The 16,685-nt window shown below is 55.4% G+C and carries 21 protein-coding genes; 2 read left to right on the top strand and 19 right to left on the bottom strand.

What is annotated here, in order from left to right; all coding sequences use genetic code 11:
• Positions 1-282 precede the first annotated feature (282 nt).
• The 19 genes from C1896_00175 to C1896_00085 all read right to left on the bottom strand — a co-directional run bounded on the left by C1896_00175 (position 283) and on the right by C1896_00085 (position 14,851).
• A complete protein-coding gene (locus C1896_00175; protein AZZ43479.1) occupies positions 283-1,464 on the bottom strand; it encodes a hypothetical protein in 1,182 nt (393 codons plus the stop codon).
• A gap of 219 nt (positions 1,465-1,683) precedes the next feature.
• A complete protein-coding gene (locus tag C1896_00170; GenBank protein AZZ43478.1) occupies positions 1,684-2,547 on the bottom strand; it encodes a hypothetical protein in 864 nt (287 codons plus the stop codon).
• The gene (locus C1896_00165) at positions 2,547-3,212 is read right to left on the bottom strand and encodes a hypothetical protein (protein ID AZZ43477.1); all 666 of its coding nucleotides are present in this window, start codon (positions 3,210-3,212) and stop codon (positions 2,547-2,549) included. Before C1896_00165 ends, C1896_00170 begins: the two co-directional genes overlap by 1 nt.
• Positions 3,213-3,225: 13 nt before the next feature.
• On the bottom strand, positions 3,226-3,639 hold the full coding sequence (locus C1896_00160; GenBank protein ID AZZ43476.1) for a hypothetical protein: 414 nt from the start codon (positions 3,637-3,639) through the stop codon (positions 3,226-3,228).
• A gap of 411 nt (positions 3,640-4,050) precedes the next feature.
• Positions 4,051-4,572 (bottom strand): hypothetical protein, encoded by a 522-nt coding sequence (locus C1896_00155; protein ID AZZ43475.1) that lies wholly within the window; start codon positions 4,570-4,572, stop codon positions 4,051-4,053.
• Positions 4,569-4,880, bottom strand: coding sequence for a hypothetical protein (locus tag C1896_00150; protein AZZ43474.1), 312 nt, complete (start codon positions 4,878-4,880; stop codon positions 4,569-4,571). Before C1896_00150 ends, C1896_00155 begins: the two co-directional genes overlap by 4 nt.
• 60 nt (positions 4,881-4,940) lie before the next feature.
• On the bottom strand, positions 4,941-5,663 hold the full coding sequence (locus C1896_00145) for a hypothetical protein (GenBank protein AZZ43473.1): 723 nt from the start codon (positions 5,661-5,663) through the stop codon (positions 4,941-4,943).
• A gap of 28 nt (positions 5,664-5,691) precedes the next feature.
• Positions 5,692-6,036 (bottom strand): hypothetical protein, encoded by a 345-nt coding sequence (locus C1896_00140; protein ID AZZ43472.1) that lies wholly within the window; start codon positions 6,034-6,036, stop codon positions 5,692-5,694.
• Positions 6,033-6,566, bottom strand: a complete 534-nt coding sequence (locus C1896_00135) for a hypothetical protein (GenBank protein AZZ43471.1) — start codon at positions 6,564-6,566, stop codon at positions 6,033-6,035. The genes C1896_00140 and C1896_00135 overlap by 4 nt, the downstream gene beginning before the upstream one ends.
• A gap of 120 nt (positions 6,567-6,686) precedes the next feature.
• A complete protein-coding gene (locus tag C1896_00130) occupies positions 6,687-7,343 on the bottom strand; it encodes a hypothetical protein (GenBank protein ID AZZ43470.1) in 657 nt (218 codons plus the stop codon).
• Positions 7,344-7,381: 38 nt separating this feature from the next.
• Entirely contained in the window at positions 7,382-7,732 is a 351-nt protein-coding gene (locus C1896_00125) for a hypothetical protein (GenBank protein ID AZZ43469.1), read from the bottom strand.
• Between the two features lie 66 nt (positions 7,733-7,798).
• Positions 7,799-8,089: a hypothetical protein gene (locus tag C1896_00120; protein ID AZZ43468.1), complete on the bottom strand. Its 291-nt coding sequence runs from the start codon at positions 8,087-8,089 to the stop codon at positions 7,799-7,801.
• Between the two features lie 103 nt (positions 8,090-8,192).
• Positions 8,193-8,588 carry a hypothetical protein gene (locus tag C1896_00115; GenBank protein AZZ43467.1) on the bottom strand — a complete coding sequence of 132 codons (396 nt, stop codon included), beginning with the start codon at positions 8,586-8,588 and terminating at the stop codon, positions 8,193-8,195.
• A gap of 2 nt (positions 8,589-8,590) precedes the next feature.
• Positions 8,591-9,004, bottom strand: a complete 414-nt coding sequence (locus C1896_00110) for a hypothetical protein (protein AZZ43466.1) — start codon at positions 9,002-9,004, stop codon at positions 8,591-8,593.
• A 14-nt stretch (positions 9,005-9,018) separates the two neighbouring features.
• A complete protein-coding gene (locus C1896_00105) occupies positions 9,019-9,354 on the bottom strand; it encodes a hypothetical protein (GenBank protein ID AZZ43465.1) in 336 nt (111 codons plus the stop codon).
• Entirely contained in the window at positions 9,348-11,228 is a 1,881-nt protein-coding gene (locus tag C1896_00100; GenBank protein AZZ43464.1) for a hypothetical protein, read from the bottom strand. Before C1896_00100 ends, C1896_00105 begins: the two co-directional genes overlap by 7 nt.
• Entirely contained in the window at positions 11,225-12,187 is a 963-nt protein-coding gene (locus C1896_00095) for a transposase (GenBank protein AZZ43463.1), read from the bottom strand. Before C1896_00095 ends, C1896_00100 begins: the two co-directional genes overlap by 4 nt.
• A gap of 40 nt (positions 12,188-12,227) precedes the next feature.
• Entirely contained in the window at positions 12,228-14,138 is a 1,911-nt protein-coding gene (locus C1896_00090) for a hypothetical protein (protein ID AZZ43462.1), read from the bottom strand.
• Entirely contained in the window at positions 14,135-14,851 is a 717-nt protein-coding gene (locus C1896_00085; protein AZZ43461.1) for a hypothetical protein, read from the bottom strand. Before C1896_00085 ends, C1896_00090 begins: the two co-directional genes overlap by 4 nt.
• A 123-nt stretch (positions 14,852-14,974) precedes the next feature.
• Here C1896_00085 and C1896_00080 point away from each other — a divergent pair, with 123 nt between their 5' ends.
• Positions 14,975-16,024 (top strand): hypothetical protein, encoded by a 1,050-nt coding sequence (locus tag C1896_00080; protein ID AZZ43460.1) that lies wholly within the window; start codon positions 14,975-14,977, stop codon positions 16,022-16,024.
• A gap of 445 nt (positions 16,025-16,469) precedes the next feature.
• Positions 16,470-16,655: a hypothetical protein gene (locus C1896_00075; GenBank protein AZZ43459.1), complete on the top strand. Its 186-nt coding sequence runs from the start codon at positions 16,470-16,472 to the stop codon at positions 16,653-16,655.
• Positions 16,656-16,685: the final 30 nt, after the last annotated feature.

Below are 16,685 nucleotides of genomic sequence, written 5' to 3'. Positions count from 1 at the left end.
ATAATCGTGCCACATAAATTGGCATTTTCCGTCGAGATGACCGCAATAAATGGCATTTTCCGTAGCCCCTCCGTAGGAGGGCACTACAAACCAAGGTAACCGCCACCTGGGGCGGGGCGGTCTGGATTGACACCTTGTCAATGAAGCTCAGCTTAGAGAGGACGGCAAATTGATGGAAGCCCCGTCCGTCGCGGGTTTCAGGGCTATCCCTCCCTTGAACCTACACCCCAAAGCTGGGGCAGCCACACGCTGCGAAAGCTTGAAGCATGCCCAGGCTGCTTACTATGGGTGGCTGATACGGCTAAAAAGCTCCTGAGCTGTATCCCTGGCTCTCGAATCATCTAAAGCGCTCAGCGATTCAAGCTGAACACCCTCGTCCCCAGCGACGTATAGAGGCCCACCTTGGTCATCGTCGTACTCCTGGCCTGCATACAGACCGCCATCGTGGTATGCCCGCAGCGTACTCTTGCGCAGGTCGCTTCCCAGCTGCTCGGCAAGGTAAACCCAGACCCAGGTCTGGAATAGATTGCCCCGGTCATCTTCATCGATCAGATCGCGCATTGCATCGACGTCACCGTGCAGAGCGGCCTGATGATTCCATTGCCTTGCAGTGTCCTCATCACCGGCGCCCTGAGCCAACCAGGCTAATGAGCGCATCGCCTCCACATGACCTAAGCCTGCGGCCTCCTTGTACCAATGCTCAGCTTGCCCATGGTCGCCTCGATGCTCAGCACGCTGCGCCTTATCAAGAGCAATATCCAACCTGGCATCTGCCCATCCCAGGCGCGCAGCCTCATTCAAATGAAGTGCCTCCCGCTCGGCATTGAGCAGCTGAGTCTTATAGGCCGTCGCCCATTCGAGCTGCACCCCATCAAGATCACGGCCCTGCTCCATCAGTGAATACCAATAAGCGGAGCCCTCCTCTTCACTGAGGTCATCGCCTCTATATATAAGTGCCAAAGCATAGTGAGCTGCCGCGCTGCCCCTCGAAGCCAAACCGTTTAGGCCGTCAATCAACAACGCGATTTTTGCAAGGTCGAGAGATGGAGGCTGGTTGCCTGCTGACTCAGAGTCAGAGGCTTCATCCTCGACCTCCTCATCAATGTCATACCAGTCCTCGGGGTATGCCCAATAGCCTTGTTGAAGGGTATCTATAACCAACTCAACGGAGGTAACCCCAACACACTGATCTGCAATCATGCTTAACAAGGCCGCACCAGCCGAGTCAGCAACCGACTCATAACCCAACTCGGCTAAACGACGATGAAGCGTTGCCAGTGAAGAGGCCACTGGCACTGGCGCACGTTCCATTACGGCCATGACGTGGGCCGCATCCAACGAGGCACGGGTACTGAACCCGAAGCTCGCTGCAAATAGCTCATAGATATGCGAGTGCCGAAATGACTGCTGGGTAGCAGACTCAAGCTGCTGCTTGGCGGCGTAAACGAGTTCTTTGATAGCCATGAAACCAATCCTCATCGCCTGACGTACGGAGCGAACGGCACACGTTTAAGCCCCGGACATCCAGGCTTGGAAGGGTTTCTCAGCTAGAGAGATATGAATCGAAGAAATGCGAAGCCTTTTTTAACTCGTGTGCAAGTTGGGCGGGCGCCTGCGGCAGATTCTAGCTAGCAATCTGTCGCAAAGTCGAGCGCTGCGGCAGCTGACTCGCTAGACGCCATTTCACTTGCTGGAGGAGCTGGCTTCCACCAGGGAAAGAATCCACTGGACAGGAGCATCCTGCCCCTGCGTGTCAAAAACGAACTCTTGCCCTCTGGCCACACTGTTGAGCAAACACTCATCACCAACTACGCGCCATCGACGTTCATCACCGTGATAACTCAGCTGTGAGCGTCCATCTACTGGAGCCAAAAAGCTTGGAAGCCTCCAGCTAGCCTGGGCAGTACTCTCGGGGGCTGTCAGCACCAACCTCTGATCAAAATGCGTGAATACACCTGCTCCTTGAGCATGGGTGTGAGCGCCGCCAATGACTAGCCGATCTGCCGACTCGTACAAGGTATTGGATGCATCACGTGAGTAGGCGAAATGTGGGTGATAGCGGGCCCAACGCATTTCATCGCCAGGTAGTTCATCGACCTTGTGGAACCGCCCAATCTGCATCCAACCCCAGATGATATGCCGCGCCCGTTCCGTTCTTTTGAAACGCCAGCCATCTGCTGTCTGCTCAACAGGCCTGAAAGATCCAAAAAACAAGAACACATCACCAGCCTGAACGCCCTGCTTACGCAGGTGCCCCTGGGCACTACCGGTCTGCCCCAATAAAGGTTTCCAACCAGGCAATCGCGGTAAAGAATCAGCGCGCAGGTCAGGATCTAAGTGGGCAAAATGTCGACTCCGCTTAGCATCGCCTGTGAGCTCTACAACCAGATCACCAACGTTCATATCCCCAAACGACAGGTCTTGATAAGCAATGGGGGAGCCTTTATCCGGAATAGGCAATGAAAGCATGCGCCCGTCCGGAAAAATCGGGCTTGGACACCCCCCTGCCGTGGAATCAAACCCTTTGCGGCTCAGGATGATGCGCATCAGCGGCCTCCACATTTAGACGTACTGGTGAGCTCATCTTCTGGCCACTGCGTCGGATTGCCATGCCTACCCGGTTGGTATCGCGACCGTATAAAAGAGATAAAACGCTCGGCTAACGCTTCGGAGGACTGTATGCCATGTGCCGACTGCCCACCGGGCAGGGCAGGTCGAACTGCTTCAGGGAGCGCTATAGCTTGAGCTCCAAAGTAATAGAACTCGTCGGCAATCAGGGCGTACTGTCCAGATACATCTCGACGTAGATCATCACCACTGGGAGCATCAGCCCCCGTATCCCAGTGATTGGGATTACGCACTTGCTCAAAATGTCCCGGCTCACAGGCACCTGGCACAAGGGGCCGGTAGATGTTATCCCCCGCCTTGGGGACAGGGCCGGACTTGCCGAGGTTAGGTGTTTTATCCTGGAACAAGGGATCGCTGAAGTAGTCGCGTAGATGCAGTTTTTTCCCCACTTGCATCAGATAGATCAGGCGTTCTTCACCAACCCGATCTCCCGTCAGCGCCTTGGATGTGAATCCAGCGATCCAATCACCCTGTTTCTTTGAGCGGCGAATCTGCGGCTTGCAGGTAGCTAGCGTCAGTGTGTGGCCAAACGGATTTGGAGCAAATCCAGTGTCGTGGGTCATTTTGTAGCTGAACAGCCGCATTGGTAGCTTCCTTTTACCAGCAGAAAATCAAACTAAAGGGCTCGCCCGTACCGGCCTCAAGCCATTCCAAAGATACTCGATGCAAATCACCAAATGCCGTCTCGCAAAAGCGACCATGGCGGCTGTATGCGGACAAATCGCTTGCACACCCACCAAGGAAAAAGCCATGGAGCGTAGTGAGGAAGCCGGCGACGGGCAGCTCTAGCCTGCTCAGCGGCATACCCAACTGCGTCGAGAGCCACTGCACCGCTTCGGCAGAAGCACGGTCTTTCAATGCATCTGCCCCAAGCCCTGAATACAGTGCTTTGGCAGTCCCCAGAGATATACATGCCCCCCAAGCCTGCATGCCCTGCCCTGAATCAAAAGCAACCATAAGATTGATGTGGGGCTCCACATCATTGATCTCAGGCCATTGAATGCGTGTCATCTGTGCCATCTCCTGTGTACTTGGATACGAAGACAGGCTTCAGGTCGCTCTAAGAGCCCAGAGAAAGTGACGCGCATGCCAATTTCTAGCGGTGAGCCAGTGACGCATCAAGCCCAGATTTTATTAACAGTTTTGATAAATAAATCCTGAGGGTTGTCGATCCAGATCCAGATGGAAATCGGGCCAGCCAGACCCCGGAAGGAGTGCATCCCGTGCAGGGGCTAACAGGCCCATTGATGAGCCTGTTAGCCCTATTCAGTTACTTCGACTTGGCTGGTGGGTAGTTACCGCGACCACCTCCCGATTTGTTACCCGTGGTACTGGGCAAATTGGGGACGACCGGGCGAGGGGCTGGTTTGGATGGCTGACTGGTAGGGCTTTTCGGCTGCTTACTCATATCCACCTCCAGAATTAATAGGCCACTACATCGTCTTTGCATGCACCCGAAACACGGCATGCACACTCTGATTTCACGTGGCACGCGTGATCCTTGCAGCGCATGGCTTGAGACTCACTGCCACCGCCTGGATACGCACCAAAGTGCTTCTCATACAGCGCCACGGTTTGGGCAAAGGCGTTGGTTAACTCCTGGTAGTCATCCTCGCCGTAGATGCCAAAGTAGGGGTAGTGATCAATGAAGCGACCGAAGACCTGCTGGCAGTCCTCACGATAGGCGCGGGTATCCAGGATGTGGGCATGCCAAATGGCATCCACCATCTTGCTAGGCACCAAGGCTACCGAGGGGTAGAAGCACTTCAGGGTCAGAAAGCGGCGGTACTCCTGCTCAGCAAAGTCCCACTCCGCCGCCGACATTTCCGCTTCCGAAGACTCGGTGTACTTATGCTTCAGGCGCTTGAAATCCAGACGGCTAACGTTCACGTCTAGGCCATTAGCCGTAAGCAAAGGCTGATTCAGCAATGCGATGGCATTCATGCTTGTTTCTCCTGTGATTGAAGGTTGCAGGCCTTGATGACCCGCCTTCGCTTCAGCTCACGTTCAAAACACTGGCGGCTGACCAGCGCACAGGGCACGTAACCGTTAGCAACCACTTGATAAAGCAGGCGCCAGTCACTGCCGAGCTTGAAGCGGAGCAATCCCTCACGACAGCGCACGCGCTTGCCGCCCAAAGCAGTGAAGGGAACACCGGCATGCAGGGCTTGATCGATATCGAGTGCTTTCGCCTTATGACAAGCACTGACCTGATGCGGACAACTGGAGAGAATGGCTTGAATGGTGTGCATGATTAGCTCCGTGTGTGATGACGGAGCCAGTCTCAGTGTGTGGATTCCACAACCAAGCGCTCAGCGAAGAAAATCCAGCAAATCATCAAACTCCTTCGCGTCCTGGTATTCGCTGATGATCAGATCGCGATACTTCAACAGCAGCGGACTGTCTGTCACAACCTTATTGGCCGCGAGATAGGCGCGCTCCAATTCGCCATTGAGGTAATGCGTCATCATGCTGTCCCCTACTGACAGAACGGCTGTTTGTGCCGCCAAAGTCTTCAGCAGACTGCCTTGATGGGGGCCAAGCCCCATTTGTGGCCAGGCATCCACGAATGGATTGGGGAGTTTTATCTGGGTCAGGTCACTATCGACCAAGCTACTGAGCAGCAAACTCAACTCATGCCGATATAGCCCCAGGCCAGCCACCGAGGGGCGTTCTAGGAAGAGCTGCTTGGCCCAATCCACATAAGCCTGCCGCTCTGAATGATCACGGATGAGCATGCCCGCGATTTTCGGAGCCCCAAACAACCCCTGTAAGACGATGGCATTCCACACCAACACCTCGTCATCAGGGTGTATGTACCAGCGCTCACGGCCATCTCCGGCGCCCGGCCCATCAGCACGTCTACGATCCATCCTGATCAAGGGCGGCGGTTTGGGGTTGAGCCCGTCTTGCTCCTTTTTCACTTTGGGTGGAGCTAAGGCCTCAATCAGCGTGTTGAGCGCAACTCGGAGTGTCCCGTATTGCTTCTGAGATAAAGGTGGCGAAAGCGGCGGGCACAGCAGACGCTCCAGCATCTGCGTGTGTTCGATCCCATGGTCTGAATTAGATCGCACAGGACTGCTTCAACAATTCATCTATCGCTGGTAGCTGCTCTGCATACTCAGGGTAGTCAGCAATACGAGAGGCCTGCACATACCAGTCGCCCTGGTAGCAGAAATCAGTGCGCCGCCGAAACTCGTCTAGAACGCCACGACAATACCCCGCACGCAATGCCGCTGAGGTGGAGGTTGTCAGCCCTGCCAGGAGATGCTGCTGATCGCGTTTTGCATAGATTTCCACCAGCGCCTGGCAGCTAGTCACCAGATGCTTCGAGTCACTGTCAGGCAAGGCATAGGCGATATTGCTACTGCCCAGCACCAGGAAAATCACAAAGTTGAGGGCCTTCATACAGCGACTTCCTTTTCAGCAGGAACGAGCTTGGGCTCGACGGGGGCAGACACATTGGATCGCATGTTTGTAGTGGAGGAGGTGGGTGCCGCCAGGTAAAGCATCAGCAGCACAAGGCCTAATCCCGTCACATCCATGGCCGGGTCTACGGTGCTTGGAAGATCCGCCGATGTGCCGAGCAGGGATTCAAGGCCCACCAAAAACCCCAAAATACTGAGGCCTATGCACGCAAACCGGCCTTGGAAAACCACTAATCGGCTTAACCCTGTCCAAAACCCAATGGAGAAGTGACGGCAATAGCGGATGTGTCGCCGAAGCAGCAACACGAACAGGAGCATAAAGCCCCATTCTGCCCACGAGACATCAGACAGGCCTTCACCATACTCAAAGATCTGTATGGGTTGGCCTACCAGCACCAGCAAGCCTAAGAGCCAAATAAATGTGTTGGCTAATCCGCCAAGCAGTGAACAGAGGCCTTTAGTTAGAAGGTTATCAAGCTTCCCGGCCAGCGAGAGATCAGGGGACTGCATGAGACTCCCTTTACATCCTTGTTGTATTAGTCGGTGGTACGCCGGAGCCTATCATGCTGGTTCTCGATAAAGGCCATTGCTTCGACTGAACCGTGGCCTTGATGCCCACACCACACAGGCTTAAAGCCTTTTTACCTTCTTCAACAGATGTAGCCCATGCAGGTTCTCATCCCAAAGAAATCCAGCGAGCTTAGAGATGCTTGCGAACCATTCTCCGCGCTCGTCATCAACTAGCAGCACAACCCGTCGATTGCTGACAAAGTCGCCGTCCCAACTCATCGAGTAGGTGTCAATCTGAAGCTTTTCACCGGGCTCGATCACTGCGCCCGCAGCGATGCCATCGGCGAATGCACTGCCAGAGTCCTGGTATTCGTCGACACCGTCATCTGTGCTCGCATAAGCGTACAAAGATCGCCGGATGTACGTAACTCGCTGTGCAGTACGATTCAATAGCCATACAGGCTGTTTGTCAGAGCATCGCAAGAAGTAAGGAATAGTCAGATAGATCCCTGACTCTGCCTCCTGCTCGAAAGCTTCGAGATTAGCCTGTGCGAGTAGATCAGCGATCTGGCTGCGACGTTGCGCGAGTGTGCTGAAGACATCCTCATCCGCAAGTGGACGACACCCCATGAAGCACTCCAGCGCGTCGCACGCGGACGTTAGTCGTGCGTATCGTGCCAGCTCATTGGCATAGCGCTCTGCTACTGAGGGATGGCAGCCATTTGCCCAGCGTGCAGCTCGGCTCATGACTTCGTCGTAAATGGGGCGATGAAGCATAAATGCACCTGCATTTAGATTTGCTCAAAAAGACCGAGCTACTGAATATGCCGAGCCGTCGGGTGAATGCCTTTTTCTCGAAGCTTGAGAAACGCCTGAAGTGACTGCCGACCGCCATGCGGATGGAAGCTGGCAACAACGTAAAAGCTACCGCTACGTGTGCGCAGCACCCAGAAAGGCCCGTGCTTTTCAGCCCGAAGGATGTCAGACGTTCTCAGTCGATGGCCGTCTTGAAAACGGCCAAACGGATCCGCTTTGCTATGCCGGTACATCACACCAAAACCACAACAGGCGACCACCACCACCTCGGTTAGATATGCAGTCACCGGTTCACCGAAGGGGTAGTTAAATGCCTTGGCCAAGCGCCGCGCTGCGTGCGAGATACTCATATGACTTGTCCCGATATGGGCAGCAAGTGGATACGAATTGTCATGTCCATTGCCGGTGAAAGTGAGTTACACGTCGCCAAAGAAATCATCGCGAACAACTCGACCAAACACTTGGTCATCTGTTGGCTGCTCGTCATCAAACAAGGTGTGGATGCGTCGCTCCTGACGCAGATATGCCAGCGTTTGGAAGAAACAGGGTTCACACAGATGCACGCGGTAACGCTCACCGTCATGCTTCGAGCCGTACCCCCAAAGAGCCTGCAAGATGCCAAATTGCTGGCCGTAGCCAGGTACACGCGTGTCAGTGCTGCACACTGCGCAGTGAATATCGGCATCGATCTGACTCGGCTTATCCATCACGATCACTCCTGGTGTCTGCGGCGGGTGGTGTCGTCCCGCGATCTAACCGAAACGGTGTTATGCGCAGCCCGGTTCGAATCCCAAACCGCTGACCACGCCATCAGAAAATTCGTCCGATGGTTTCCAAGGCGGCGCGTTTGCGCACGCCATCGCCCAGCAGCACATAAGTCGTGTTGGAGGTCTTGAAGAGGAAGCCTTCATCAAAGCGGTGTAGCGGTGAGGTGCGGACAAAATCACCGGCATCCCAACGTCGGGCGGAGTCATAAACAACGGTGTGGGCATAGATCATCACCGGCTGGCGTCCGATCTTTTCCAGTACCGCGCGCTGCTCGTCAGTGACATCGAGATCGAGCCACATCCAATCCCGAACCAGACAGAAGGCCCCCAATCGTCGGCTCTGCATATGCGCCAACGCTTGCTCGTCAGTCATGGCCGACCCCGACATCGGTTCACCGTCGCCATAGAGCATTTCTGTGACTGCATTGAGGTCTTTCATCGTCATTCCTTTTCCACTCGGAAGATTTTCACCATCGCACTCAGCTCTGCGCGCTTGCGCACGCCATGCCCAAGCAGCGCGTACACCGTGTCGTGTGTTTCGAAAAAACAGCCGTGCGTAAAAGAAACCAGCGGTGTGCTGCGCACCCAGTCGCCTTTCCCGAAACGACCCAGGCTGTCTGTGACTACACAGTTTGCGTACAACATGACCGGCAGAAGCGGTATGCGGTTGAGTTCTTCGCGGACAGCTTCTGGAAGATCGAGATCAACCCAGATCCAATCGCGTACGAGGCAAAAATGGCGGCCCGGAAAGCCTTCGGCGATAAGCTCAATGGCATAAGCGTTCGTCAACTGATGGCCGATCATGGCCGTGCCGGGCGCTTGCAACAGGGCGAGTCGAGCAGTTTGCGGGCTCATAGGCTGCCCCCGACTCAGTGGACGCACCAGCGCGAATGCGCCAGCGCCGCTGTTTCAAAAAGGGCGGTCAGGTGCAGCAGCGACCGTCGCCCACCGGGGACAAAGCTCACTATGGAGAGGCAATCACCGTCGACTGTTTTGATCAGCCAGCGCCGCTCGTACTGAATGATCTGTGTGACGGCACCGGAAATGAGCCGCTCGCCCTGGGCGTAGCCCCATGTTTGGTAGACGGCGCCAACAAGGCAGGCGGAGACGATGCGAGCATTCATCACGTATCCGGTGATTATTTCGTCGGGATAGCGTTCCAGTAGCGCGTCGAGGAGCCGTATCTTTTGATGGCGCGTCAGCATGAGGAAGCCTCCAACTGCTCCGCCAGCTCAGCGATGGTGGGTTGTCGTAACTGCGCTGCACGTGCGAGATCAGCAGTTCGTACCAGCAATCCGCGCTGCCCGCCGCCCATATCCTGCGGCGGCACAACCGTCTCGATACGCGCCGGGCGCCACGACTGCATCATGTACTGAGTTTTAGTGTTCAGCTGCTTCGAGAGCTCAGCAGTCGGGCTGTAAGTCAGCAGAAACTGGATTAGCGCAGAGACCGGGATAACATCGCGCTTGGCTTTTCCGTGTCGCTCTTCAACCGCCTTCAGATACCCACCTTGTATCCACTTTTTGATTACGCCGGCTTTCCAGCCGGACACCTGGGCCAGGTCGTCAACGCTCAGTGCGACGTCAGGGTCATTGTCCCGCACCCGCTGCTCGATCTCGGCTTTGTCGAATTGCAAACCGGCGAGTCCAGGCAGTGAGCTGACATGCGCCACGGGGCGAATGGTTCCATGGAGGATGTCCTGCAATACACCGACGATCTTGCTGTTGGAGATGCCATGCTTAGCTGAAATGTCTTGTAGGCCGATCAATACGGATGCCTTGGACTTTTGCCGGGCACCCCCCGCCAGCTGCTGGATCACTTGATCGACGTCTTCAACTCGGAACTCGCCGGCTACCAATACCGCACGCTCGTTGCGCTTGTAGCGACGCAAGCCACCGGCCTGGATAAACCGCTCAAAGAAATTTTTCGAAACGTTCAGACGCTGGCGTGCTTCCGTTGCCGAGAGATAAGACGCTCGCTGCGCAGCAATTTGATCGAGAGTCGCACGTCGTATGGCAATGATCCGATTTGTGCCCTCTTGGTGAATTCTTCCCTGAACCTGCTGCGTGATGACCAGGTTCGTAAGAATGTCTGGCGCCACTCCTAGTAGCCGAGCGGCTTCCGCAGCTGAGAACCATTGCAGAGCATCGACGCCATCAGCGCCGAGCATCCTTGCTCGGATGCTGGGCCTTAAACAGCCATCAAAATGGGATGCCAAAACACGTCCAGTCACCTCTGCAAAGAAGCCGTAGACTTCGTGATCAAACTGCTTATAAAAGACAGCCAACCACCGTCCTACACGCTGATGAACAGAGCGACCCTCACCCTCGCCAATCCGTGCCTCAATAAAGGCCTCAATCGCCATTGGCCACTGCCCGAGCACAGACCAGATGCGCATCAGCACAGCGCGCGACTCCTGGAGCGTTTTGGGACGCGGCTCCCTTCCTGTCCGAACAGGTAGTGCACTGGGCTGTATATGACTCGCCAGGTAGGTCAGGAATGCTGCGATATCTAGCGGTGGGCTGCCACACTGGAGAGCACCTGGGAGTCGGCCTCTGGCCCCACAGTCTGCTCCAGCAATCAACGCAGAAATGGCCAGGTCGAAGTCCTCTGCGGAACTCGTCTTGGTATCAGCGAAAGGAAAATTGCAATGCTGGCAGTGAAGGATCGACTTCCGGTCACGCGTAATCGGCTCACTACACCCGGGGCAGGCACCCATCAGAAGCACACCATGCTTCGGACATGCCGTGATCAGCTCGTGATCCCACATGGCTTTAACATAGGGAGCTTCGCGGATGCAGCAGGGGCAAATAGGGCTGCATACTGATCGCTGATACTTCATGTCAGAGATCGGCGCCTTGGCAGCATGGCTTGGGCTCATCGCCGTTAGCACGTCGAGGCTCAGACCAAACTCTTCCCCCAACGCCCTAAGCTGCTCTTGGTCATAACAAAGACGAGGCTTTAGATTTACCGCTCTCAGCAACTGCTTACTGCTCTCAAGGCCATAACCTTGAGCCAACCGCAGCAGGTAACTGTGTAGTGCCTCATCAGTGAATGGTTCTAGGTGAATCTGCATCATCGCTGGCCGCCCCCATCAACGCAGGCATCGCCGGATGTGCTTTTCTGAACTCTTTTCTGCCGGGGTGCCTTCAACCCGGATTCATTCAGCAAAGCGACATAGCGCTGCACCAAAACGCTATCGCTAAGCTCAGCATCAGATTCGAACGGATTTCCCACTTCCCCTTCATCGCCTACGCTCACCTGGAAAGCATCGGCGAGTGCCTGCATCGTGATGGTCTTGACCTTGGCTTTCTGTGCTTGGTGCCTCGCCTCTTCAAACAGCTTGACTACCATTCCGTAACGCCCATGGGTGGCGGCATAACAACGCCAGACCAGGTCAAGATCCGTCATAGATGGCAGTGTGTAGCCCTGCTGGGCCAGTACCTCCGAAACAGACAGCAAGCAGCGACAGAACTCCTTGATATCCGCTGGGTGATTCCAGTTGTATGGGTAGATGATGTGGGGAGAGGTAGCGCGGTCTCGCAGCTGGTGGTTGACTGACAGGATCTCTCGCGCCGCCGGCAAACCGACCAACAGCAGCGACAGGTTAAGCCCGTCAGACAAGGTCTTGAGCCAGTCGGCGACTTCATACCAGCTCCTAGCGGTGTTGAGCTCCACCACATGCTGAATCTCATCGAAGAGAAGGACTCGCACCTTGGCTGACTTCAGCAGGAAGCTGGCTCGCGCCGTTGCCTGCTCGGCGGTATAGCGCCCGTAGCGACGCTTATCTAGTGCGTCAATGATTGCTTCTGCCATAGCCTTCTTCGTCGGCCTTGTTGGCGTTACGACGCGAACGATTGGGATCACTTGCAGACCCTGAACCGAGCAGGAAGGAAAGTCCGCCAGCAGCAGCTCGCTGATCAGCGATTTCCCTTGCCGAGGCACGCCCAGGAGCATGGCGATCAGCCGCTCCCCCTCTACAGACCGCTCGACGATACCTCGTGCAAAGTCATAGGCCTTCTGGAACTCCCGGTGCATGACTCGCTGTGTCGATAGTGGCTGGAACACCTGGAATACCTCAGCTGCGCGTCGGCGCAGGTGTCAGCGCCTGCAAGTCAAGAATTGAAGAAGCAACCGTGTCTGGTGCTCTGGTGGCTTTGTTCGCCTGAAGTGCTTTCGTTTGCTGCTGCTTGTCCGCCGACCTAGCACCCCGCTTGCGATTGGCGACCTTGGCCGCTTTGTTCAGCGCGTGAATGTCTCGATAGAGCTCAACAGCAGCCTGGTGATACGCCTCCTCGGTTAGCTCGGCATCCGACTTGTATAGTTGGCGGCGAATCTGTTTCGCTTCACCGAAACTCATCGGTGGCAGGTTGCGCTGCTTGTTCGGCACCGTAATCATGGCTTTCTGATCGAGTGGCGAAACGACTGAGATTGAACTGACATCCAGCGGGTGCCAGCGAATTTCCACTTTGGATTTTCGCGGTGCCGCCAGATACAGCTCATAAAGCTCTTGGCTGTTGTACCGGAACGTCTCGAACACAACTCCTTGGCTGGTCAGCACAACTTTCTTGCTGCGATATTGCAAGCAGGCCTCTCGAAACTCTTCGGGGGTCGGCGGTGGCACCAGTGGAAAGATTTTCGTCAGCTCATTCATCGCCTGACGCGGCGAGCAGCGGTATCCAAAGCGATAGGTCAGGCGCTCCAGTGGTTTATTCATGTAAACATCGCAGATCCACCTCGCCACCAGATTTTCCAGCTGAGGCAAGGTCAATCCGGCTTCGTGCACCGCTCGCCCTTCCGGATTTTTCTCCAGAATTTCTTCCGACAAGTTGGCACCGCAGAGCTTTTTGATCAGGCCGGTTTTCGTCGATCCATGCGTGCGCTCCACATACGGGTGCGACTGAGGTTTTCCAGCTTGCGAAAACTCATTTGCCACTCCTAAGTACCAGAGCGCGTGATACATCCCTTGGCCATGATGCGCCGCACTGTTGTCGCCGCACATCTTGTGCCACAGCGCAGGTGGAGTGAGTGCTTGCTTGACGCCATAACGCTGCAAGAAGAGCTCATCCCGGGGCATGAACGCCATCTCAAGCAGCCTGAGAAAGGTCTCTTCAGATTCAGCTTGAATCGTCAGGTAGAAAGCGATGATGGCGCCGGTAGCACAATCGATCAGCAGGTAAAGCGTGGGTTTGCCGATCACAACGCCGTGCTCATTGACGATGTGTACGTTTAGCACCGTCGAGTCATATTCGACCCGTTCGAATGGCGCCTCGATACACAACAACTCCAGTGCGGCATGCAGAATCTGCCGGGCTGTGCGTGAATCCAATCGGCCCTTTACTGATTCAAAGTTGCCAATCCTACGAATGGCGCGTGAGACTGAGCGCCTCGACACCCCTGTAAATGGCAACCTCAACTCCGCGCAGATATCTCTAGCCCGGGTGTTCACCAGCTCGGTAATCGCGGTAACGCAGAAGCGATCAGACTCCTTGAAGAACTCAAGGAGGGTCTCTTGCAGTGCTTGCTCGGTTACTTCGGAAAGCTTCGACCCTCGATTACCGCGAGCCGAGTAGAGCGGTGCGACCAACTGCTTATTAACAACACTGGTGTACTTTGAGTACCAGCGCTGAATTGTGCGCATCCTGGATGCGTTCACGCCTAACATGGGTGCAATTTCTTGCCACGGCACTCCTAACTCGCGAAGTGGCTTCACTTTCGCGAGCACGTCCAACCGTGCTTTAAGCGCATCTTTTTCGGTCAAAGAGAGCTGTCTGGATGGCCCCTCTTCAATGGTCGAGCGCTGTGAGAACACCGGTTTGGTAAGGCCTTGGGCAACGCGGTTGTTGAACTCGCTGACACCATAGAAAACGAGATTGCCTGCGGCACCTTCCAGCACGATCTGATCAGTCTGCAAGCGAATGTCATGCACGTTGCATAACTGGCTGTTGTCGTTAACCAGATCGCCGAGTTTGAGCAGCCTATTGTTCATACAAAACCGAGCTCTAGGTGAGTCAATTCTCCCAAGGCGGGTGTAATCACTCCCTGGCCAGACAACAGATCGCGTTGTAAATCCGCTTGAAAAATTCCGTATGCAATTCCGATAAAAACGCCAAAACCGCCGTGTGGCGCTAATTGGGCGAGATCTGTGTAAGTCCAACGGGGGCGCTGCTGAGACAGTTCCAACAACTGTTCAAGCATCTCCGGCAGCGTTTTCTTCAGGTATTCAGCCGAGGTTCTAACCAAGTATTCGCAGTTGCGCAGGAGCGCCGCGGTGAGATGAGCTCCTTCAAGCATCAGGAACTCAAACCCGTTTTCCTGGCAGCGGCACTTAACTAAGTTGTACTTCTCGGAGCGCTCAGCGGAGGGGAGGGCCTTCTTCACTTCGACAATCAGAATGCGCCCACCAGCTAGGCGCACGGTGAAATCAGGCGTGTAGAAGCGCATATCAGCGGTGACCGGCTTGAATGCATCCCGTGTCGGACGAATTTCCCCGCTATTCACTTCCATCGTCCAAGGCTGCTCGCTAAAACACACCACTCGTGGATCAAGCTCTAGCAGCACAGCGCGCTTGTACTCCTCATAACTCTCCATCGAGATGAGCCCGCCTGCCTTGGCGGACATAAACACATGGCACGGCCGCCCCCGGCGTGTGCGTTTCGACACGTTGCGCGCTACAGGTACAGCCTCAAGACCGCGATGCATTTCTTCTCCAATTTCGTTAACCAGCTACGTTATGGAAAGAATTAGTAGCTGCGGATTCATTGCCCGTCAACCTATTTCTGTAATAGGCTACGAATTGAATCGCTAAGCCTTACAAGGAGAGCCATGGCTCGGACAGTCGATAGCCGCTGGTTTGATACCTATCTCAACGCTAAGCGGGCCTTCGAGCAGCAAGGGCAAGACGCCACAATGGCCAGCGTCGCCCAAGCTCTGGGGATGAATCAGAAAACGCTCAGCCGTATGGTTTCTGCCGGGCGCTACCTAGAGCGCTGCCTACCCGAAGCTGATCAGTTGCAGGTTCGATGCAGTTACGTGCACATGGAGCTGCTCGACAAGATTTCACGTATTGCGCCGCTGCTGGCAGAGGAGCTTCTGTCTGGAGCCCTAGTAAACCAGATCAGTATTTCAGCGCTGTCAGAGCGACTCGCAGAGTTACGCAGTCAGAGCCCCATGCTGGCACACGCCATCAATGCCCGCGCTGAAAAACGGCGTACCGCAAAGGGGTTGGTTAGGGATCTGTTTAGCTACCTAGCCGCAACACCCTTGGAGTTTTTCGAAGCACCTGACGGAGCGGTGCTGAAATCCGCCAGCGCCAATGTGTTTCAAGCGCCCACCGCTGCGGTGCTGGACAGCCAAGGCGATCCTCAAGCCGTGCTGTTCTGCAAAGTCGGAGGGGACTCGCGGCAAGCCAGCGGGGTGGCGATGGATCTCTATGAACTGGCTCTCGCGCGCCGCCACATGGCGCGTAAGGTGTGGATGGTGTTTCCGGAGCGCAGTGAGGTGTTGCTGCATCTAGCCGAGCTGTCGCTTTGGCTTGGCGGAAGCCCCTTGCATGAAGACACCGGCTGGTTGCGCCTCGCGTATTTTCGAGACTTTCATGAGCGGCTGACACTTTCGGTGTTCTTCGAAAACGATAGCGCGAAATTGCTAGCGGAGGTCGAATCAGGGCACGGGCGTTTTGCAGCGCATCAATTGACGTGGACTGGGGCGGCCCCCGAGCGTCCAGATGATCTGCGGGTCTTGGGCCTTGGTTATACCCCTGAGCTCCCCCAAGCCAGATTCACACGCAGTTATGAGGAATACCTTAGAACCACCGCGACTGAGGAGACGAATTTTATTAAGCGTTTAAAGATACAAGACGGCCTCGGCATCTGAATGCCCACAGCACTGCGTGTAATTTCCGCGCCTGGGCGAAACTTCCTTGAAAGAGGGCCCGGAGCCGAAGAGCTGCTCACGCTAGCCATGTCGGTGAAACGCTATTCCAGCGCATTGCTACTACTACCTTCTGACTCAACCCTGGCCCAAGAGTTGGTCACGCGTGCAGAGTAGACCGGTGCGTTCGAAAGCTGGCTGCATCTGGCAACGCCTAGTGAGGATTCACTTGCATTAATCTCCTGTCGGAATCGGCGGCGCGTCCTCGAAAAGGTCTCCAGGGAGAGGATGGCAGCGCTTGGGAAGGGGTTTAGCTGAGTGATGGCTGAAAATTGTCCAACAGCCTTCACCCCACAGAAAAAGTTGACCAGTTGCGCGCGGGCCTTCTGCCAAGCGTCTCCGTACCTTAGGCCATGTAGCGATCCGCTACTCACACAGGAGATGCAGCATGATTCGTCACACGCTCAAAACAACCGCGCAAATGGCCAAGCGCAGTAGCGGAAAATCCTCTGACACAGCAGGGAAAGGTAATTCCCGACCAGCGACCAACAATCCGTTTCCCGGCGGAAACTTGCCCAGCAAAATACACGGCCACAAATCCGGTGGGAACCGTGGGCAGGGGCCAAAAGCCTGATCGCCAGAGTACTGCCCGTTGCTAGCAGCG

It is taken from the genome of Pseudomonadaceae bacterium SI-3, assembly GCA_004010935.1.
Classification (GTDB): domain Bacteria; phylum Pseudomonadota; class Gammaproteobacteria; order Pseudomonadales; family Pseudomonadaceae; genus Stutzerimonas.
Note: the sequence above shows the minus strand (reverse complement) of the source record. Positions and strands in the feature narration are given on the sequence as shown.